Source organism: Flavobacterium sp. CG_9.10 (assembly GCF_015752245.1).
Classification (GTDB): Bacteria; Bacteroidota; Bacteroidia; order Flavobacteriales; family Flavobacteriaceae; genus Flavobacterium.
In genome coordinates this window covers 38,952-58,272 of sequence record NZ_JADOVD010000006.1, presented here as the reverse complement: position 1 = coordinate 58,272, position 19,321 = coordinate 38,952, and the positions used below count along the sequence as shown (strand labels likewise).

Below are 19,321 nucleotides of genomic sequence, written 5' to 3'. Positions count from 1 at the left end.
AACATGAAAAAAAGTTTGTTAACTATACTTTTATTATTTTATTCTTTTTTTATTTATTCGCAAGATGTAAATAATAGTTCGGTAAAATCAGGTCTTTCCGCTGAACGATTTCCTGTTTTTCCAAATTGTGAAAACTTGCAGTCTTCAGCCTTAGAAAGTTGTTTTTATAGTGAAGTACAGGATTTTGTGTTTCAGAATTTTGAAGTTCCGGAAAATTTAAAACAAAATAATTACCAAGGAAGTGTAAAAGTGCTTTTTGAAGTAGATGGAAATGGTATTTTTAAGGTTATTTATACGGATGCTGTAGATGAAAGTTTAATAAAAGAAACAAAAAGAGTTTTTGAGAAATTTCCAAAAATTAAGCCGTCAACTTACAACGGAAGGCCAACCTACTCTAAATATACTATTACAATTGCAATTCCTCTAAAAAGCCCGGAACAGTTAGCATCTGAAGCACTTGTTCGATCGCAGATTGTAAAAAATGATACAAAGCAAATAACAGAACTTGATAGTATTGTTTATAAAAAATTCACAAACCCTGAGTTTGAAAGTCATTTGAATATTCCCTTTTCTCACAGTTATTATTCTCAGTTTGATGCTTCTTTAAATCAAGTGGGCAGTAATAATCATACAGCATCTAAGCCATATACCTATGTGGAGGTTTCGAAATATTATAATCTTAAAGCGGTAAATGAAAAGCTTAAAAAAAATACTTCTGGCTGGTGGGCCAGAAAATTATGGAATGAAAGTACGGTTGAAATTCAAGGGGAAGGGTATTGGTTTACATTAAATCCGATATTGGATTTACAAGTTGGTAAAGCATCGCAGACCAAAGCGAATTATACGTATATAAACACACGTGGGATAAATTTTAGAGGTGGTATTGGGCAGCAAATTAATTTCACAACTACGGTTTTTGAAAGTCAGGGGCGATTTGCGGATTATTACAATCGGTATGCCGAATCTATAAAACCAGCGGGAGGAAATCCTGCAATTATTCCGGGTATGGGAATTTCCAAAAATTTCAAAACGGATGCTTATGATTTTCCTTTGGCGGAAGCCAATATAACTTTTGCACCAAGTAAACATTTCGATTTGCAATTGGGTTACGGGAGAAATTTTATAGGAGATGGGTACCGCTCATTATTAGAAGGTGATGGTGCGAGTCCGTATCCATATTTTAAAATTAACACCAATTTTTGGAAAATAAAATATACAAATACGTATATGTGGCTCAAAGATGTTCGCCCAGCGGTGACTCTGGAGAGAACATACGCCACAAAATTCATGGCAAACCATTATTTGAGTTGGAATGTATCGAATAAATTAAATATTGGTTTGTTTGAATCGGTAATTTGGACCAATACGAATGATAGGGGATTTGATGTAAATTTTGTAAATCCAATTATATTTTATCGTTCGGTTGAATTTGCTTCTTCGGCAAGAAGTGGAAATGCCGTTTTAGGATTGACCTATAAGTACAAATGGGATAATCAGATAAATGCATACGGACAATTTATTCTGGATGAATTTTCTCTTGGAGATATTAAAAAAGCGGATAATAGCTGGAAAAATAAATTTGGATATCAGTTAGGTGTTAAATATTACAATGCTTTTCATGTGGATAATTTATTACTGCAGTTAGAATACAATCATGTTCGCCCTTACGTTTATTCTCATAGCAATCCCATTACAAATTATGCACACAATAATCAAAGTGTTGGGCATCAGTGGGGAGGGAATTTCAAAGAGTTTTTAGCGATCGCCCGTTATCATAAAGGAAGGTATTTTGGAGATGCCAAATTTACAGTAGGAACTCGAGGATTGGATTTTGATACGGTTGAGGATGGTTATAATTATGGAGGAAATATCTATAAAGATTATGATGAGAAAAGACCCTTTGATTCCGGAGTAAAAGTAGGGCAGGGTAATAAAACTGCTGTTTTTATTGCAGATATTCAGGGCGGATATTTGATAAATCCGGCTACTAATTTAAAACTTTTTGGAAGTTATATTTACCGAAGTTTTGATCCTAATATGAATACAACAACTACTTTTAATCAAAGTACTAATTGGTTCACATTGGGAATACGATCAGATGTTTTTAATTGGTATTTTGATTATTAGTTCTGATTGAATTAAAATAAATCTTTTTTATGAATTGTTTTTTGTCAAATCCCTTTTGTTGAGTTACTTTTGCAAAAGTTTTTACAAAGCAAATAAACGAGAACATTGATCCCAACACAAAATACACTTTCATTAAAATCTATTTATATTGATTTCCGCGAAATTACTAAGGCTCGCCTTGCTATTAGCGTAGTGTTCTCTTCTTTAGCGGGGTTTATGCTTGGAATTTATGACATTCATTCATTTAGTTGGATGGTGTTGTTGAAATTGGCAATTGGAGGATATTGTATGGTGGGTGCATCTAATGCATTTAATCAGGTTATCGAGAAAGATTTAGATGCGTTAATGGATCGAACAAAAAATCGTCCTGTTCCAGCAGGAAGAATGTCTTCGACTTCTGCTCTTTTTTTAGCCAGTTTTCTAACGATTGTCGGTATAGCTATGTTGTATACCATCAATCCGAAAACGGCCATGTTCGGAGCAGTTTCAATATTTCTTTACACAAGTGTTTACACTCCATTAAAAACGATTACTTCATTATCAGTATTTGTGGGAGCATTTCCTGGGGCCATTCCTTTTATGTTAGGCTGGGTTGCGGCAACTGGTGATTTTGGAATAGAAGCAGGAACTTTATTTTTGATACAGTTTTTTTGGCAATTTCCTCATTTTTGGGCTATTGGATGGTTTTTGTACGAAGATTATGAAAAAGCAGGGTTTTTTATGCTTCCAACAGGAAAGAAAGATAAAACTACAGCTTTACAGATTATTTTATACACAGTTTGGTTAATAATAGCGTCGTTATTACCTGCTTTAGGTTATACGGGTCGTTTGTATATAACTCCGGTAGCTGCAGTTTTGGTATTTTTACTGGGTCTTTGGATGCTTTATTATGGAGTACAGTTGTATAAAAAGAGAACAGCTAAAGCAGCCAGAACATTGATGCTGGTTAGCGTCTCCTATATTACGTTATTACAGTTAGTTTATATATTTGATAAATTTTTAAGATAGTTATGGAAATTTCAATGACAACAGCAGAAGATAGAGCTAGAACAGCAAGATCCTACAAATTACTATTGCTTTTTGCGATGGTAAGTATGATTATGATGTTTGCAGGATTAACAAGTGCTTTTGTGGTAAGTAAATCAAGAGCCGATTGGTTGAAAGATTTTCAATTACCAACAGCGTTTTACTTTAGTACAGTTGCAATTATTGGTTGTAGTGTTACTTTTCATTTGGCAAAAAAAGCAATCCAAAAAGACAATAGAAGTGCAACAACTACATTTCTTTTATCTACCTTAGCATTGGGAATATTATTTGTGATTTTGCAATTTGCAGGGTTCTCACAGATAGTGGAAAACGGGTATTATTTTACAGGAAGTGAGAGTTCAATAACGACAACATTTTTATACATTGTAACCGTTGTGCACTTGATTCACCTTGCTGGTGGGCTAATTTCGCTGCTAATTATAATTTATAATCATTTTAAACAAAAATATAATTCATCTCAAACCCTTGGAATTGAACTGGGTGCAATGTACTGGCACTTTCTTGATTTATTGTGGGTTTATTTGTTTTTATTTTTATATTTCTTTAAATAAGAAAAAAACGTAAATTTGGGAACTTTTTAACGAATAACTTTTATGGAAGCGACAGTTACTACTGCAAATAGTGAAGAGAAAACTTGGGGAGGCGGCAATGAGCCAATGAGAGCAAGTTATGGTAAATTAATGATGTGGTTTTTTATCGTATCAGATGCCTTAACGTTCTCTGGATTTCTAGCTGCTTATGGATTTTCTAGATTCAAATTTATTGAAACTTGGCCATTGGCCGATGAAGTGTTCACGCACTTTCCATTTATGCATGGAGTATCTGCTCCGATGTATTATGTGGCATTTATGACTTTTATTTTGATTTTTTCATCTGTAACAATGGTTTTGGCTGTTGATGCAGGTCATCAAATGAAAAAAGATAAAGTTGTTATTTATATGTTTTTAACCATTATCGGAGGGATGATTTTCGTAGGATCTCAAGCTTGGGAATGGAAAAATTTCATAAAAGGGGAATATGGTGCGATTGAAACAAAAGGAGGTAGTTTACTTCAATTTGTGGATAAAGAAGGACATCGCGTTGCTCTTGCCGATTTCGCTGCAAAATTGCCAGAACAAAGAGAACAATTGACTAGAAGTAAGGGAAAATGGTTCATGGAAGAATCAACTTTACCTTCTTATTCAGTTTCTGAAGTTCAAGCCGGATTTAAATCACATCCAGGTCTTTTGATAAGAACAGAGGTGATAACGAAAGACAAACAAAAAACAATTCTTTCTAGAAAAGATTCTGAATTGAGATTGACCCAAGCCAGCTTAGTAGTTGAAGGGGCTAATTTAACTCATAATGAATATGGAAGTAAGTTATTTGCTGATTTCTTTTTCTTTATTACAGGTTTTCACGGTTTTCACGTATTTTCTGGAATAATTATAAATATTATCATATTCTTTAATGTACTAGTAGGTACTTATGAGAAAAGAAGAAGTTACGAAATGGTCGAAAAAGTTGGTTTATACTGGCACTTTGTCGATTTAGTTTGGGTATTTGTATTTACGTTTTTCTACTTAGTTTAATCTTAGATTTATTATTATGTCACACGAACATGTTTCTAATACAAAAAGAATTTGGACCGTTTTTGGTCTGCTATCTGTAATAACAATTGTTGAGGTGTTTTTTGGAATTTTTAAGCCAGCAGCACTTTATATGAATAGCTTCATGGCTATGAGTTTATTAAATTGGTTATTTATTATCCTTACACTTGTAAAAGCATATTATATCGTATGGGCCTTCATGCACATGGAAGGTGAAAAAAGTACTTTAAGAAATGCTGTTGTTTTACCAGTGATTTTTCTAATATTATATTTGCTTTTCATTCTTTTGACTGAGGGAAATTATATTTATGAGGTTTTTAAGAATTCTACTATAAAATGGAATTTTTAACAAGATATTAATTCAAAAAAAGGGTGCGCATTGCGTGCCTTTTTTTATTTTTGTACTTTAAATAATTTCAAAATAATGAAAAAAAATATCGTTCTTTTTGTGCTTTTTATTTTGCCTATTGTAGCTTATCTTTTTTTTGCGTCAGGAATTAATAGTTTTACTAAATTACCGGTAATTACTCCTAAAGTTTCTGATTTTGGACAATGGAAATCTCTAAATGGAGAAAAAGTCACCTTGAATAATAAAATAACTATTTTAGGTTTTTCCGGAACAGAGCTTTTAAATAACAGAGGTAATTATTTCAACTTAAATGAAAAAATTTATCAAAGATATCATGATTTTAAAGATTTGCAGTTTGTTGTAATTTGTCCACTCGGCACAGAAGATCAAGCTCGAAAGTTAATTGATGCCTTAGATGATTTTACGGATGTTTCACAATGGCATTTTCTATTTACTTCTCCTCAGGAAATTAATTCTTATTATAATCAACTAAAACTCGTTGGAAAACTAGATGAACATCTAGGTACTCCAAATGTTTATATTATTGATAAGGAGAGAAATCTTAGAGGAAGAAAGAAAAAGAAAGAATATAAAGAAGGTTACAATACATTCCATCCCGCTGAATTGAGTAATGAGATGTTAGATGATTTTAAAGTTATTCTATATGAATATCGTGCCGCTCTTAAAAAAAATCATAATGCTACGAAAGAACTTTAATTCTTAGAAAATATGCTTAAAAATAAATCATATATAGGGATTTCATTCATTATTTTAATCTTTGGCATATACGCTATTCCAAAGATAGTTGAAAGGATACAAGATAATGATATCGTTAAAGGAGATCGTTTAGACCAGGTTGGTGGAACTACTAGACGTGATGATAAACTGGTTAAAATAGGTCCAGCGCCAAATTTTGAATTAGTAAATCAAGACAATATAAAAGTCAGCAATGAGACCTATAAAGGCAAAGTATATGTTTTAGAGTTTTTCTTTACCACGTGTCCTAGCATTTGTCCAAAGATGAATTTAAGCATGTTGGACATCGAAAAAAGTTTTTTTGGAAACCCTAAATTTGGATTGGTTTCTATTACGATAGATCCATCTCATGATACGCCTGAAGTTTTGAAATCGCACGCAAAGTTGCTGGGTGTTAAATCGTCGAATTGGAATTTTTTGACAGGAGATCGAGAATACATTTATAATTTAGCCAATAAAGGTTTTAACCTGTACGTTGGAGAAAACAATAAGATAAAAGGAGGTTTTGAACATTCTGGATTATTTGCCTTGATTGACAAAAATGGAAATATTCGTTGTAGAAAAGACAATTTTGGGAATCCAATTTTGTATTACGATGGGTTAGATAAAAAAGGAGTTAGAGATATTCAACAGGATATTAATATTTTATTAAAAGAGTAGTTATGGAAGATAATACAGTAGAACAAAAATATAATAAATGGATTGTTATCCTTTCTATTCTTATACCTGCGGCAGTTGCCATACTTTTTAAGGTAAAGCTTAAAGATTTTGGTATTCATGTTGCTCCATTACATTTTTTGCCATCGATTTATGCAACAACTAACGGGTTAACTGCCGTTGTTTTAGTTGCTGGTGTATTGGCAATTAAAAATGGAAGAAGGAAACTTCATCAACAATTGATGACGTCAGCAATTGCTCTTTCGGTGGCTTTCTTGGTGATGTATGTTGCGTATCACATGACAACGGATTCTACCAAATTTGGTGGCGAAGGGATTATTAAATACGTTTATTTTTTTATTTTAATAACACATATTATTTTGTCAGTGGCTATTATTCCATTGGTGATGATTACGTATGTTAGAGCTTTAGCAACTAAATTTGACAAACATAAAAAAATTGCCAGAATAACATTTCCACTATGGTTATATGTTGCTGTTACTGGAGTAATTGTCTATTTAATGATTTCCCCATATTATGTTCAATAAAGAAACAACAAACAGAACGCAAGAAAAACGATTTTTAGGAAAATGGGTTGTACTGACTTTTCTTCTTATCTCGATTTTACTGCCTCAGAATTCTAATGCTCAGTGCGCCATGTGTCGTGCTGCTTTGTCAAGCGAAGGTAATAAGACTAAAGCTGCAGCAGTAAATGACGGAATTGTTTACCTAATGGTAATTCCTTACTTGCTTGTCGGCGGTATAGGTTATGCTGTTTACCGAATGAGAAAGAATAAAAAATAGGACTTTTTTTGGGTATGCACATGTTGTATGGAATGTCACTTTACTTTAGTCCGTTTACGGATACATTTACAGTTCCTTTTACTTTTATAAAGGCAATGATGGCTTGATTGGTTAATTCTATTTTTTGGAATTGAATGTCTTCCATTTTTCCGTTTACATACACCCCTTGCATGGGAGAATAATTTTTTAAGTAATTCATCATGCTTTGTTTACCTTCTTCTAAATTTGGTTTTATCGAATAGCGACAGCTTTGTTGAATTTTTCTTAAAACTAATCCTTGCGTAAGCCAGTTTGCCGTTCGTATTAATTTGTTTTTGGTATCAAGTGCATAATCTAATTGATCAAAAAACACCTCTTTAGTTTGTTCATTGTATTTGGGGAAACCTGCTAAATAGATTGTTCCATTTACAGAGCCCGTTACATCTAAAGCAATGATCATTTTACCCTTTTTATGCCAAATGGCTACGTTTTGTACTTTTATTTTATTGCTTCCAGAACCAAATTCTTGTCCCGAAAAATTCTTTGTCATTATTTTTGAAGCTTCTTCATAAGTAGAAACGGCAACTATATTGGCTGTTATGTCTTCCGGGATTTTAGCAACGGGTTTCAAAATTATTTTACTTGCCTCAAATTTTGATTCGGGTTGTCTTCCTATCAACGTTTCCATGTTGCATTTCATTCCCATTTCCAGTAAAAAAGTATCGTTTTTAAGTTTGGCATTAGTAGAATAGATTTCGATAGGAACAATTCGAAGCCAACTTTCGTAATCGGAATTCATTTGAAAAGGGGTACAGATTTTTTCTAGTGCGGCCAAAACATTAGGTTTGAAATCCATTGATTTTTCAATTACAGCATCAATCTTTTTTTCGATTTTTGATTTGAAAAGTGTAACCCCAGGATTAATGAGATACGTTACGGGTACATTTTTTCCAAAAATGGTCATCGTGGGACTTTTATTCCAATCTAGTGATTTCAGTTCTGTTTTAGTATTTAATTTCCAATTGGTCAAGCCAACTTCACTAACTAAAGTCACTACTCCGTTTAGATTAAATTCTCTTGTGTCATACAATGGAACACCAAGTCTTTTTGTGCCTATTCTATATTTTACGATTGCTTTTAACGGTAAAATCGTTTTTATTTTATCTCCGGATGTCCCGTGATCGTTTACTATAGTAATGGGTGCCAGTTTCCAAATTTTCATTTCAATATCATCATCTTCAATGTTGTTGTCTTCATAAATCAAACCGTTCAATAATGTGTTAGTTTGGTTCTCAATATCCTTCAGTTTTACACTAATAGGTAAATTAATAAAAGAAGGAACATTTTCGTAAACCAAAGGAATGGCATCATCTGGTTCTGGTTTTAGTGTAGCTATCTTTTGAGAAGTGGAACAGCCAGAGATTAGTATGACAAATAGAAAAACAAATAGAATCGAAAAGAATTTCAGCATATTATTATTGTTAGAAAGAACAAAATTAAGAAAACAATTATATTTTATAGTTAAACTGTAACATTTTCACCGCTATTATGTCTTATAGGTAAATTACTGGGAAAGCTAGTAATTTATTTAAATTACGATCTTATTGAAAAATTAATTTTGGTTCAAAATTATCAGAATCGATTTTAAAATTTGTAAAGATAGAATTAGGCTTATGGTAGAATATTAGTTGGAAAACACAAGTAGTTAAATAAGCATCAAATCGTTTAAAGGTTGCTTAAAAAGAGAATTAGTTTGTAAAAAATGTTAGATTTGTGTAGTACCTTTGTTACACTTTCATCAAATGAATATGAGAAAAAATAGTTGTATTAGTGTCGTTTTTATTGTTCTTTTTGGAATGTTCGCTCGTGGACAATCTAAAAAGTGGACACTGGAAGAATGTGTAAAGTACGCCGTAGAAAATAATATTTCAATCAAGCAAACAGAATTGGATTCTCAAATTGCCACAATTGATAAAAAGGGAGCCATAGGTAATTTTTTACCTTCTGTAAATGCCAATGCTTCCCATTCTTGGAATATTGGTTTAAATCAAGATATTACAACAGGACTTCTGCGAAATCAGACTTCACAATTTACCTCTGCCGGAGCAAGTGTAGGAGTTGATATTTATAAAGGATTGCAAAACCAAAATACGCTACGAAAAGCCAATCTGTCCATAGTTGCTGCGAAGTATCAACTGTTGAAAATGAAAGAAGATGTTGCGTTAAATGTGGCGAACGCTTTTTTGCAAATTCTTTTTAACAAAGAAAATTTAAAAGTACAGCAAGAACAAAAAGTATTTAACGAAAAGCAATATGCACGTTCAGAAGAATTAGTAAAAGCAGGATCTATCCCCCGAGGTGATTTATTTGACGTAAAAGCTACTTTGGCTTTGGATAACCAAAAAGTTATCGCTGCTGATAATGCTTTGCTAATTTCTAAATTAAGTTTGGCTCAATTGTTACAGTTAAAAGATTTTGAAAGTTTTGATGTAATTGATGATACTTCAGCTAAAGATGAAAATAATATTTTGGCTCAAACACCCACTTCTGTTTATGAAAAAGCCAAAGAAAGTCGCACTGAATTAAAAATCGCCAATACGAATTTGGAAATTGCAGAGAAAAATCTAGCCATTGCAAAAGGTGGTTTTCAGCCTACTTTAAGAGGATTCTATAATTTTAATAGTAGGGTTTCATATGCCGATGTTATTACTGGTTTTGGTCCAAATCCTACGAATCCTACTTCGGTAATTGGTTATGTTGAAGGAACAAATCAGAACGTATTACAACCAAATTCCTCTGCTATTTTAGGCAAATCGGCACCTTTTTTCGATCAGTTTAGCAATAATAAAGGGCAATCTTTTGGGGCGCAATTGTCAATTCCAATTTTTAATGGGTTTTCTGTACGAAACAATGTTGAACGATCTAAAGTGAGTTTGGAAAAATCTAAAATTGCAGTTGAACAACAAAATTTAGATTTGCAAAGAAATGTATATATCGCATTTACAGACGCGAAAGGAGCACTGAATGCCCATGAATCTGCGATTGCATCGCTTGAATCCAGACAAGAATCGTATAATTATGCTAAAGAAAAATATGCTGTTGGTCTAATGAATTCATTTGATTTTAACCAATCACAAACCTTATTGTCAAATGCACAATCTGAAGTTATAAGAACTAAATACGATTATATTTTTAAAATTAAAATCCTGGAATTCTATTTTGGAATTCCAATTATCAAAAACTAATTTATCATGTCAAAAAAAACAATCTATATCTTAATTGGTAGTGCAGTAGTAATTATTGCATTATTAGTTGTCCTTTCAAAAACAGGAGTAATTGGTAATAAAGATAAAGGAAAAGAAGTAGAGTTAACCACCGTTAAATCATCAACAATTGTTGAAACTGTATCTGCAACCGGGAAAATCCAACCTGAAATAGAAGTTAAAATATCTTCAATGGTTTCAGGAGAAATTATTGCATTGCCTATAAAAGAGGGCCAAGTGGTGAAAAAAGGGGATTTATTGGTAAAGATAAATCCAGATTTATATACTTCTGGATTAAACAGAACTGTTGCTAATTTATCAGGAACCAAAGCTGGTTTAAGTCAGGCAGATGCGTCTTTTAGAGAAGCCAAGTCAAGTTATGACAGAAATAAAACATTATTTGATAAAGGAATTATTTCTAGATCGGATTGGGATAAAGCAATCGCTTCTTTTGGAGTAGCAAAAGCAACAAAACAAACGGCTTATTTCAATGTACAAAGTGCTTCGGCTTCTGTAATTGAAGCTAGAGATAATTTAGGTCGTACTGTCATTTATGCGCCGGCAGACGGAACTGTTTCTGTACTTAATGTGGAGTTAGGAGAACGTGTTTTGGGAACGCAACAAATGGCAGGAACTGAAATATTGAGAGTTGCTAATTTGAACAATATGGAAGTTGAAGTTGATGTAAATGAAAATGATATTGTAAAAATAAAAGTAGGTGATGAGGCTAAAGTTGAAGTTGATGCATATTTGAAAAAACAATTTAAAGGTATTGTTACAAGTATTTCTAATTCGGCAAGTTCTTCTTTAACGGCGGATCAAGTGACTAATTTTAAAGTAAAAGTGAGAATACTTAAAGAATCATATCAAGATTTATTAGAAGGGAAACCTGCTGCTTATTCTCCTTTTAGACCAGGAATGACTGCAACTGTTGATATAATTACCAAAACTAAAAATAATGTTTTGTCAGTCCCAATTAGTTCTGTTGTAGTAAAAGCGGATACTAGTGCGGTTGTAAAACCTAAAATGGAAGATGCCAAAGCAGAAGCAAAAGATGTAGCTCCAAAAAGCGACAAAAAATTTGAATGTGTTTTTGTGAAGGTAGGTGATAAAGCAAAAATAAGAATCATAAAAACAGGTATTCAAGATGATACGAATATTGAAGTTTTGACCGGTCTTAAAAAAGGGGATGTTGTTATAACAGGACCTTATACTACGGTGTCAAAGGATTTGAATTCTGGGGATAAAGTGACCTTGAAAACTGATAAAGAAAAAGAGAAGAAGTAATTTTTTTTTAAATTTTAGAAAGCAAATCTAAAATTTAAAGTTTTATACCGAGATTTGTACTGTGATTGTATTTTATTACAAAATAAATCTCTCAAGTTTTGTCATTCCGACGAAGAGAGCTTTATGTGATTCCTCCTTTGTCGGAATGACAAGTTTTGGAAGTATACAAAAAAATAATAATTATGATTTTTGAAATTATTGCAGGCTTAATAATATATTTGTTTCTCCCAATAATTGGTATAATTTATTTTTTTAAAATTAAAAAGAAAATGGTTGTTGAAGGAATTAAAAATCAACCGATAGTCGAAATTTTTTTGCATTTCGTTACCTATGGAGGATTATTGCTTGTGGTGCTGACATCATTTTTTTTGAAATGGTCTGGATTGGCCTCGCTTGGAACTTTCTATTTAGTTATTGGAGCTCCAATTATCATGGGGATTGTAATATCTAAACAATCAAAAAATAAAGAATTATCAAAATATCACTTTTGGATTTACCACCTTGGGGTTTTGTATTTTTTAATAGCACCATTATCATTTTTGGGTCTCTTTTTAATTGATTGAAAATAACTTTAAATTTTAAACTATTTTGACTTACATACTCAATATTGAAACCGCGACTAAAAATTGCTCTGTTGCTATTGCAAAAGACGGAATAACCATTTCTTATAAAGAAATTGCTGAAGAAGGCTATTCTCATGCCGAACGATTGCATGTTTTTATTGAAGAGGTAATTGCGGAAGCAGGTATAAATTTAAAAGATTTGTCTGCGATTGCTGTAAGTCAAGGTCCCGGTTCTTATACAGGTTTGCGAATAGGTGTTTCAGCTGCTAAAGGGTTATGCTATGCGTTAGACATTCCATTAATTGCAATTGATACTTTGAAAACTCTAGCTTCGCAAGTAATTGTTAAGGAGGGTTTGATTATTCCAATGATTGATGCCAGGAGAATGGAAGTTTATAGTGCCATATTCACTCCTAATTTTGAGATTAAACGAGCGATTTTGGCGGAGGTAATCACTGAAGATTCCTTTAATGATTTAGAGGAAACAATTTATTTTGTGGGTGATTGCTCTGAGAAATGCAAAACAGTTTTGACGAAAGATAACTTTATTTTCTTAGACGAGATCAAGTATCCTTCTGCGAAAGAAATGAGTTTGTTAAGTTTTGAAAAATACAAAATAAGCGACACGGTCGATGTCGCTTATTTTGAACCTTATTATTTGAAAGATTTTATGATTACAACTTCAAAGAAATAGTATTCTTAAGCATTACTTTGAGACATTTCTTTTACAAATGGCTGAATAATAATTCCAGCAGTGTCAAAAGCCAACTTACAATTTTCTAAAGTTTCAGCGTAAACAATACCAAAATCTTCATTAATGACCCATGGTCGAACAGCAAGTTGTATGGAATTATCGGTCAAATTCTTTACTGACACTTCAAAGCTAGGGGTTTTAAGCACTTTAGGATTTTGATTTAAAACTGCAGTAATAATATCTTTTGCTTTTTTTATGTCAGTATCATAGGAGATAGAAATCGTTAAATCCAGTCTTCTAGAACCCTGTAAGGAGTAATTTATGATTGTTCCATTTGATAAAGATCCGTTTGGTACAAAAATAGTTTGGTTGTTAGCCGTAATTAATTTGGTCACAAATATTTGGATTTCACTTACTGTTCCGGAAACACCTTGTGCCTCAATTGAATGGCCAACTTTAAATGGTTTAAAGACAATAATAAGCATTCCGCCGGCAAAATTAGATAATGAACCTTGAAGTGACAGACCCACAGCAAGACCCATAGCTCCAAGAATGGCAACAAAAGAGGAGGTTTCAATTCCTAATTTTGAAATAAAAGAGACAAATAAAAGAACCCTTAACACCCAAAGTAATATATCAGCAAGAAACTTAGTTAAAGTAGGGTCTAAATCCCTTTTTACCATTATTGTTCTAATGAATCTATTGATAAGTCTAATAACATAAAGTCCTGCAAATAGAATGAGGAATGCAGATATTAATTTTGGAGAATAATCAATTAATACTTTTGTAAAAGTGCTGGCATAATCCGTAATTTGACTTGGATCTAAGTTCATTTTTTAAAAATAAAAAACCCTCTCGTGAGAGAAGGTTGAGTTTGATTGGCAAAAATACATATAATTTATTTTCTAATAAACTAATCAGCGTCTTCTTCTATTTTATTTATAGTTTTTTTAGCAATTTCGTGGGCTTCAGAATCTGCATCACTTATCAATTCACTAGTTTTTTCGGAAATTGAATGTGCAGTTTCGGATGCAATTGCTTTCGATTCATCTACAACATCTTCAACTTTGTCTTTTGCATCTTCGATATTTTCTTTTACATTATGTGTAGTTTCTGAAGCAATAGCTTTCGATTCATTTACAGCATCATGTATATTTTCTTTTACATTATGTGTAGTTTCTGAAGCAATAGCTTTTGAATCTTCGGCTAAACTTTCAGCTTTGTCTTCACCAATGTTAGTTTTTTCTTTTACGGTATCCACTACTTTTCCTAGAGCGTCACTGGCTTTTTCACTATACTCGCTAACCACTTCCTTTGCTTTATCGGCATAAACTCCAGATTTTTCTATAATTGGAGCTGCAGTTTCTTTTATCTTATCGATTGTTTCGTCTGCAAATGTCTCTGCTTTTTGAAGATAAGGTGATGCAGTTTCTTTTGCTTTATCTATTGTCTCTTCTGCAAATGTTTCTGCTTTTTCAATATAAGGCGTTGCCGCTTCTTTCGCTTGTTCGTAAGTTGTTTCAGCTTTATCGGCAAATTCACCAGCTGATTCTTTGGCTGAGCCAAATAATTTTTTAAAAAATGATGCTACTCCCATGGTCTTTTTATTTGATTAGTCTTACAATATTAAGCAATTTATATTAATATTGTTTTAATATCTAGTTAATAATTTGCTGAAAATCAGCATTTGGCATTATTTACGCGTAGTTTTTACAAGTATAAAAAAGGATGATTCCATCTATATTGTGTGCTGCCAGAAAAGAAAAGTTTGTTTTTTTTGTGTATTTTTATTTTAGTAGGGGACTTAAAAACAAAAAAAAGCGTCTCCAATGAAACGCCTCAATTTAATTTTTAAAATTACTCTATTCCAATTCGAATGTTAATTTTAAAGTTACTCTGTACTCTGAAATTTTACCGTCATTTACGGCAGCACTATGGTCTTTAACATATACAGAACGTATATTTTTTAACGATTTAGCTGCCTGAGTAACCCCTTTTCGAGTTGCATCTTCCCAACTAATTTCTGAATTAGCCAGCACTTCAATTACTTTTAATATTGACATGATTACTAGGTGTTAAATTAGATATTAAATGTACCAAATTTTTTAAAATTTTAATTTAAAATTAGGTGTTTTTTAATTTAATATTAACATTGTCAATTGGTTATGCGTTTTTAAAATGATTTTTATAAATGACCGATTGTTTATGCGTTTACCGCTTCCACTTTAATGTTTTCATCGTTCAGCATACTTTTCAACATGTTTTCGATGCCACTTTTTAACGTAAATGTTGAAGAAGGGCAACCACTACAAGCCCCTTGCAAAATTACTTTTACAGTTTTGTCATTTTCATCGTAGGAATCAAAAACGATGTTACCACCATCAGCAGCAACAGCCGGCTTTACATATTCTTCTAATATATTAATAATTTGCTGTGAAGTCACATCCAGATTATCGAAATCTTGATGCGTACTGTTTTCTTGTTTTGCACTAGCTTCAACTAAACTTTCATCAAGTACAGTTCCGCCATTCTCAATGTATTGCTTGATAAAACTTCTTAACTCTAGGGTTATTTCTTGCCATTCATTGATTTCATATTTAGTTACCGAGATGTAATTTTCGTCGATAAAAACTTCTTTTACATATGGGAATTTGAACAATTCTTTCGCTAATGGCGAAGGAGTAGTTTGATCAATATTTTTAAATTCAATAGCGTTTTTAGTCAACATCTTGCTAACTACAAATTTTAATGCTGCTGGATTGGGAGTTGTTTCTCCGTAAACAGTAATAGGCTGTTTTTTTGTTTTGTTTTCCTCGACATTGATAATTACTCCGCCATTGTTTACAAATGTTTCTATTTGTTCAGCAACGGCATCCTTAACATCTTCCCATTCTACAATGCTGTATTTTTCAATTGCAATGAAATTTCCTGAGATGTAAATTGTTTTTACAAATGGTAAGTAAAATAATTGTTGTGCTAGAGGGGAAGTTTTGGCTTCATCTATGTTTTTGAATTCAAAACTTTCATTTTGAGTAATGAAATCTTGGAATTCAAATTTTAGTATGGTTGGGTTTTGTGTTTCTTTTATGCTAACTTTTGTCATGATCTTTGTAAATTTTTACAAATTTAGTAAAGAAATTTTCCACGATTAGCTATATTTGAATATTAATAAAATAAATTAACAATAATTTAGTTATTCAATTAGATATTTGTATTTTTATTAGGGTAATAACCGTTCTATATAATTGTATTTCAATGTATAATAAAATTAAATTTTTAGTACTACTTTTTTTTATATCCCAATATTCTTTTTCGCAAGAAGGAATTGCTGTTTATTCTGATTATTTATCAGACAATTATTATTTGATACATCCTTCTATGGCTGGTGCTGCCAATTGTTCTAAAATTAGATTAACGGCACGAAAACAATGGTTTGGTCAGGAAGATGCGCCTGAACTTCAAACCGTAAGTTTTAATGGAAGAATCACGGACAAAGCGGGAGCAGGGATTATTCTTTTTAATGATAAAAATGGATATCACTCTCAAAAAGGAGTTAAGCTGACCTACGCTTATCATCTAATGTTTTCGAGAGATGATATTGATCTAAATCAATTGTCTTTCGGAATTAGTGCAGGTTTAATTCAAAGTCAATTAGACGAAACTGCTTTTTTACAATCTGGAGATTTTGATCCCATAATTGATGGGACTGTTGTACAAAAAGATTCCTATTTCAATGTTGATGTTGGTGCGTCATATAATTATTTGGATTTTTATGTTCATGGTACGGTGAAGAATGCCATTGAGACTAGGAGAGATATCTATACCGAATATGAAAGTGATAATTTAAGAAAGTATTTGTTGAGTGCCGGTTATGTATTTGGGGATAGGGATAGAATATTATGGGAACCATCAATTTTATTTCAATTGGTTGAAAAGACCCAAGAAAAGTCAATTGATCTTAATATGAAAGCGTATAAGAATTTTGATTTCGGGAAATTATGGGGAGGCTTATCTTACCGCAGAAGTTTTGATGGTGCTGAATATACGAGCGGAAGCGGAATTTCTAAACAGAAACTACAATATGTAACTCCTATTATTGGGCTTAATTTCAATAATTTTATGTTTGCTTATACTTATTCTCATGTCGCTGGGGCCATAAAATTCGATAATGGTGGTTATCACCAAATTACTTTAGGATTGAATTTATTTTGTAAACCTGAAAAGTATGAATGTTTTTGTCCTGCAATAAATTAATTATAGTACCATGCTGATTAAATCTGTTAACGGAAAAACACCTTCTATACCGAAGGATTGTTATGTAGCCGAAAATGCAACTATTGTGGGTGAGGTAACTTTTGGAGATTCTTGTAGTGTTTGGTTCAATGCGGTCATAAGAGGCGATGTGAATTTTATCAAAATAGGTAATAAAGTAAATATACAGGATGGCGCAATTATTCATTGTACCTACAAAAAACACCCAACAATTATAGGCAATAATGTTTCCATTGGTCACAATGCAATTGTTCATGGCTGTACCATTCATGACAATGTATTAATTGGAATGGGTGCGATTGTAATGGACAATTGTGTAATAGAAAGTAATTCTATTGTGGCAGCAGGAGCTGTAATTACCCAAAATACAGTTGTATCCTCAGGGACTATTTATGCAGGCGTTCCTGCGAAAAAGGTAAAAGATATTGATCAATCTGACTTTGCAGGGGAAATCGAGCGGATTTCGAATAATTATGTAATGTATTCCGGTTGGTTTAAAGAATCTACCGACGAAGACTAAATCTCTTATTTTAAAAATCTATTTCTTCGATAGTATATTTATTTCCCAGTATTTCAGATAATACTTGTGGATTGGTGTTGGTGTAGAATATAGGTTCGCTTTTTTCTGCTGAAGAAAAACCTATTTTCTCTTTTAATATTTTTTGTGTTTGTTTAGCAACCGCTTCTCCGGAATCAATTATTTGTATGTGTGGTGGAAGTATGTTTTTTATTTGAGGAATAAGGTAAGGATAATGACTGCAGCCTAATACCAGATAGTCTATATTAGCTTCAATCATTGGCGTAAGATAGGAGTGGAGTAGTTTCGTCATTTCAGGTGAGTTGATATCGCCATTCTCAATTAGCTGTACTAATCCATGACCAACCTGTTCTATTATTTTGGTGTCTTGATACTTTTCAGTAGTCTTGTTAAATAATTCGCTGTTAAGCGTTCCTTGTGTGGCTAAAATACCGATTATTTGCGTCTTAGAATGATTTACAGCTGGTTTTATCGCTGGTTCTATACCAATGAAAGGGACATTGTATTTTCTTCTTAACTCTTCAATAGCATTAGTAGTTGCGGTGTTACATGCGACTACGATTAATTTGCAATTCATCTGGAGGAGAAGTTCAGTATTCTTCATGCTTAATGCAATAATCTCGTCCTTTGATTTCTGACCATAAGGAGCATTCTTGCTATCCGCTAAATAAATTGTTTTTTCATTTGGTAGTAAATGGTGTATTTCTCTCCAAATTGAAGTCCCGCCAATCCCTGAGTCAAAAATCCCTATTGGTTGATTGTTACTATTCATAAAAACAAAGTTAAGTGCTACGATTTATATATCCTAAAAATAATTTCGGTCAAAAAAAAACTGCTCGATTCCAATTGAATGAGCAGTTTTGTATACTAATTGTGTGTTTTTTAGAAACCCAAATCTTTCTTCACATCAGCAGTCAAGTTTGGACCATCAGCTAATAAAAGTGTAGAACCATCTAATACATATTGGAACCCTTTAGCTTTACCTACTTTTTGGATTGAAGCTCTTACTTTTTCCATTAATGGTTTTACGATATCAGATTCTTTTTGTTGCAATTCTTTTTGTGCATTGTCTCTAAAGTCAACAATTCTTTTTTGCATATCTTGAACTTCTTTTGAACGTTCTCCATTTACAGCTTCAGTTACAGTTGCAGATTCTCCGTCGTATTTTTTTAATTTTGTTTGGTATTCTTCCACCATTTTTTTATAGTTAGCGTCATAAGTACCACTCAATTTCTCCAATTGTTTTTGAGCATCAATCATAGATGGCATTTTAGCCATAATTTCACTTACATCAACATGTGCTGTCTTTGCTTGTGCATTAATTGTTTGATTTGCTCCAAAGAATAGTATTCCGGCAATAAGTAAAGTTTTAATTTGTTTCATCGTTTTTAAAATA

At 32.4% G+C, this 19,321-nt stretch carries 22 protein-coding genes; 15 read left to right on the top strand and 7 right to left on the bottom strand.

Annotated elements, in window-relative coordinates; translation table 11 throughout:
- Nucleotides 1–3: 3 nt before the first annotated feature.
- From IWX84_RS06675 to IWX84_RS06635, 9 genes are all read left to right on the top strand, one after another.
- Nucleotides 4–2,127 (top strand): energy transducer TonB, encoded by a 2,124-nt coding sequence (locus tag IWX84_RS06675; RefSeq protein ID WP_196849962.1) that lies wholly within the window; start codon nucleotides 4–6, stop codon nucleotides 2,125–2,127.
- 108 nt (nucleotides 2,128–2,235) lie between these two features.
- Nucleotides 2,236–3,135 (top strand): heme o synthase, encoded by a 900-nt coding sequence (cyoE, locus tag IWX84_RS06670; RefSeq protein ID WP_410743752.1) that lies wholly within the window; start codon nucleotides 2,236–2,238, stop codon nucleotides 3,133–3,135.
- Between the two features lie 2 nt (nucleotides 3,136–3,137).
- The gene (locus IWX84_RS06665) at nucleotides 3,138–3,725 is read left to right on the top strand and encodes a heme-copper oxidase subunit III (RefSeq protein ID WP_196849960.1); all 588 of its coding nucleotides are present in this window, start codon (nucleotides 3,138–3,140) and stop codon (nucleotides 3,723–3,725) included.
- A gap of 42 nt (nucleotides 3,726–3,767) precedes the next feature.
- On the top strand, nucleotides 3,768–4,745 hold the full coding sequence (locus tag IWX84_RS06660) for a cytochrome c oxidase subunit 3 (protein WP_196849959.1): 978 nt from the start codon (nucleotides 3,768–3,770) through the stop codon (nucleotides 4,743–4,745).
- Nucleotides 4,746–4,761: 16 nt separating this feature from the next.
- Nucleotides 4,762–5,112, top strand: a complete 351-nt coding sequence (locus tag IWX84_RS06655) for a cytochrome C oxidase subunit IV family protein (RefSeq protein ID WP_196849958.1) — start codon at nucleotides 4,762–4,764, stop codon at nucleotides 5,110–5,112.
- 75 nt (nucleotides 5,113–5,187) lie between these two features.
- Nucleotides 5,188–5,829, top strand: coding sequence for a hypothetical protein (locus IWX84_RS06650; RefSeq protein WP_196849957.1), 642 nt, complete (start codon nucleotides 5,188–5,190; stop codon nucleotides 5,827–5,829).
- A gap of 12 nt (nucleotides 5,830–5,841) precedes the next feature.
- On the top strand, nucleotides 5,842–6,528 hold the full coding sequence (locus tag IWX84_RS06645; protein ID WP_196849956.1) for an SCO family protein: 687 nt from the start codon (nucleotides 5,842–5,844) through the stop codon (nucleotides 6,526–6,528).
- 2 nt (nucleotides 6,529–6,530) lie between these two features.
- The gene (locus tag IWX84_RS06640; RefSeq protein ID WP_196849955.1) at nucleotides 6,531–7,073 is read left to right on the top strand and encodes a DUF420 domain-containing protein; all 543 of its coding nucleotides are present in this window, start codon (nucleotides 6,531–6,533) and stop codon (nucleotides 7,071–7,073) included.
- Nucleotides 7,063–7,329 (top strand): hypothetical protein, encoded by a 267-nt coding sequence (locus IWX84_RS06635; RefSeq protein WP_196849954.1) that lies wholly within the window; start codon nucleotides 7,063–7,065, stop codon nucleotides 7,327–7,329. Before IWX84_RS06640 ends, IWX84_RS06635 begins: the two co-directional genes overlap by 11 nt.
- A gap of 40 nt (nucleotides 7,330–7,369) precedes the next feature.
- Here the strand turns inward: IWX84_RS06635 and IWX84_RS06630 are convergent, their stop codons facing one another.
- Entirely contained in the window at nucleotides 7,370–8,779 is a 1,410-nt protein-coding gene (locus IWX84_RS06630) for a DUF4403 family protein (RefSeq protein WP_410743751.1), read from the bottom strand.
- 337 nt (nucleotides 8,780–9,116) lie between these two features.
- Here IWX84_RS06630 and IWX84_RS06625 point away from each other — a divergent pair, with 337 nt between their 5' ends.
- From IWX84_RS06625 to tsaB, 4 genes are all read left to right on the top strand, one after another.
- A complete protein-coding gene (locus tag IWX84_RS06625) occupies nucleotides 9,117–10,553 on the top strand; it encodes a TolC family protein (protein WP_196849953.1) in 1,437 nt (478 codons plus the stop codon).
- 6 nt (nucleotides 10,554–10,559) lie between these two features.
- Complete coding sequence (locus IWX84_RS06620; RefSeq protein ID WP_196849952.1) at nucleotides 10,560–11,858, top strand: efflux RND transporter periplasmic adaptor subunit; 1,299 nt, start codon at nucleotides 10,560–10,562, stop codon at nucleotides 11,856–11,858.
- Nucleotides 11,859–12,040: 182 nt separating this feature from the next.
- Nucleotides 12,041–12,421, top strand: a complete 381-nt coding sequence (locus tag IWX84_RS06615) for a hypothetical protein (RefSeq protein ID WP_196849951.1) — start codon at nucleotides 12,041–12,043, stop codon at nucleotides 12,419–12,421.
- 25 nt (nucleotides 12,422–12,446) lie between these two features.
- A complete protein-coding gene (tsaB, locus tag IWX84_RS06610; protein WP_196849950.1) occupies nucleotides 12,447–13,115 on the top strand; it encodes a tRNA (adenosine(37)-N6)-threonylcarbamoyltransferase complex dimerization subunit type 1 TsaB in 669 nt (222 codons plus the stop codon).
- Nucleotides 13,116–13,120: 5 nt separating this feature from the next.
- Here tsaB and IWX84_RS06605 read toward each other — a convergent pair whose 3' ends face one another.
- From IWX84_RS06605 to IWX84_RS06590, 4 genes are all read right to left on the bottom strand, one after another.
- Entirely contained in the window at nucleotides 13,121–13,948 is an 828-nt protein-coding gene (locus tag IWX84_RS06605) for a mechanosensitive ion channel family protein (protein WP_196849949.1), read from the bottom strand.
- A gap of 80 nt (nucleotides 13,949–14,028) precedes the next feature.
- A complete protein-coding gene (locus IWX84_RS06600; protein WP_196849948.1) occupies nucleotides 14,029–14,712 on the bottom strand; it encodes a hypothetical protein in 684 nt (227 codons plus the stop codon).
- Nucleotides 14,713–14,977: 265 nt separating this feature from the next.
- On the bottom strand, nucleotides 14,978–15,178 hold the full coding sequence (locus tag IWX84_RS06595; RefSeq protein WP_196849947.1) for a dodecin family protein: 201 nt from the start codon (nucleotides 15,176–15,178) through the stop codon (nucleotides 14,978–14,980).
- Nucleotides 15,179–15,318: 140 nt separating this feature from the next.
- A complete protein-coding gene (locus IWX84_RS06590) occupies nucleotides 15,319–16,218 on the bottom strand; it encodes a NifU family protein (protein WP_196849946.1) in 900 nt (299 codons plus the stop codon).
- Nucleotides 16,219–16,370: 152 nt separating this feature from the next.
- Between IWX84_RS06590 and IWX84_RS06585 the strand changes: the two genes are divergently transcribed.
- Nucleotides 16,371–17,369, top strand: coding sequence for a type IX secretion system membrane protein PorP/SprF (locus tag IWX84_RS06585; RefSeq protein WP_196849945.1), 999 nt, complete (start codon nucleotides 16,371–16,373; stop codon nucleotides 17,367–17,369).
- Nucleotides 17,370–17,379: 10 nt separating this feature from the next.
- A complete protein-coding gene (locus tag IWX84_RS06580; protein ID WP_196849944.1) occupies nucleotides 17,380–17,907 on the top strand; it encodes a gamma carbonic anhydrase family protein in 528 nt (175 codons plus the stop codon).
- A gap of 10 nt (nucleotides 17,908–17,917) precedes the next feature.
- Here the strand turns inward: IWX84_RS06580 and murI are convergent, their stop codons facing one another.
- Together murI and IWX84_RS06570 are read right to left on the bottom strand one after the other, a co-directional pair.
- Nucleotides 17,918–18,697: a glutamate racemase gene (gene murI / locus IWX84_RS06575; RefSeq protein WP_196849943.1), complete on the bottom strand. Its 780-nt coding sequence runs from the start codon at nucleotides 18,695–18,697 to the stop codon at nucleotides 17,918–17,920.
- Nucleotides 18,698–18,807: 110 nt separating this feature from the next.
- Nucleotides 18,808–19,308, bottom strand: coding sequence for an OmpH family outer membrane protein (locus IWX84_RS06570; RefSeq protein ID WP_196849942.1), 501 nt, complete (start codon nucleotides 19,306–19,308; stop codon nucleotides 18,808–18,810).
- Between the last annotated feature and the right edge of the window lie 13 nt (nucleotides 19,309–19,321).

Excerpts from the sequence above, each read along its gene's own strand:
- IWX84_RS06595 (WP_196849947.1), bottom strand. The coding sequence starts at position 15,178 with ATGTCAATATTAAAAGTAATTGAAGTGCTGGCTAATTCAGAAATTAGT.
- IWX84_RS06605 (WP_196849949.1), bottom strand. The coding sequence starts at position 13,948 with ATGAACTTAGATCCAAGTCAAATTACGGATTATGCCAGCACTTTTACA.
- IWX84_RS06635 (WP_196849954.1), top strand. The coding sequence starts at position 7,063 with ATGTTCAATAAAGAAACAACAAACAGAACGCAAGAAAAACGATTTTTA.
- IWX84_RS06660 (WP_196849959.1), top strand. The coding sequence starts at position 3,768 with ATGGAAGCGACAGTTACTACTGCAAATAGTGAAGAGAAAACTTGGGGA.
- IWX84_RS06620 (WP_196849952.1), top strand. The coding sequence starts at position 10,560 with ATGTCAAAAAAAACAATCTATATCTTAATTGGTAGTGCAGTAGTAATT.
- IWX84_RS06585 (WP_196849945.1), top strand. The coding sequence starts at position 16,371 with ATGTATAATAAAATTAAATTTTTAGTACTACTTTTTTTTATATCCCAA.
- IWX84_RS06580 (WP_196849944.1), top strand. The coding sequence starts at position 17,380 with ATGCTGATTAAATCTGTTAACGGAAAAACACCTTCTATACCGAAGGAT.
- IWX84_RS06570 (WP_196849942.1), bottom strand. The coding sequence starts at position 19,308 with ATGAAACAAATTAAAACTTTACTTATTGCCGGAATACTATTCTTTGGA.
- IWX84_RS06675 (WP_196849962.1), top strand. The coding sequence starts at position 4 with ATGAAAAAAAGTTTGTTAACTATACTTTTATTATTTTATTCTTTTTTT.
- IWX84_RS06615 (WP_196849951.1), top strand. The coding sequence starts at position 12,041 with ATGATTTTTGAAATTATTGCAGGCTTAATAATATATTTGTTTCTCCCA.
- IWX84_RS06665 (WP_196849960.1), top strand. The coding sequence starts at position 3,138 with ATGGAAATTTCAATGACAACAGCAGAAGATAGAGCTAGAACAGCAAGA.
- IWX84_RS06645 (WP_196849956.1), top strand. The coding sequence starts at position 5,842 with ATGCTTAAAAATAAATCATATATAGGGATTTCATTCATTATTTTAATC.
- IWX84_RS06600 (WP_196849948.1), bottom strand. The coding sequence starts at position 14,712 with ATGGGAGTAGCATCATTTTTTAAAAAATTATTTGGCTCAGCCAAAGAA.
- murI (WP_196849943.1), bottom strand. The coding sequence starts at position 18,697 with ATGAATAGTAACAATCAACCAATAGGGATTTTTGACTCAGGGATTGGC.
- IWX84_RS06590 (WP_196849946.1), bottom strand. The coding sequence starts at position 16,218 with ATGACAAAAGTTAGCATAAAAGAAACACAAAACCCAACCATACTAAAA.
- IWX84_RS06640 (WP_196849955.1), top strand. The coding sequence starts at position 6,531 with ATGGAAGATAATACAGTAGAACAAAAATATAATAAATGGATTGTTATC.
- IWX84_RS06625 (WP_196849953.1), top strand. The coding sequence starts at position 9,117 with ATGAGAAAAAATAGTTGTATTAGTGTCGTTTTTATTGTTCTTTTTGGA.
- IWX84_RS06650 (WP_196849957.1), top strand. The coding sequence starts at position 5,188 with ATGAAAAAAAATATCGTTCTTTTTGTGCTTTTTATTTTGCCTATTGTA.
- IWX84_RS06655 (WP_196849958.1), top strand. The coding sequence starts at position 4,762 with ATGTCACACGAACATGTTTCTAATACAAAAAGAATTTGGACCGTTTTT.
- IWX84_RS06630 (WP_410743751.1), bottom strand. The coding sequence starts at position 8,779 with ATGCTGAAATTCTTTTCGATTCTATTTGTTTTTCTATTTGTCATACTA.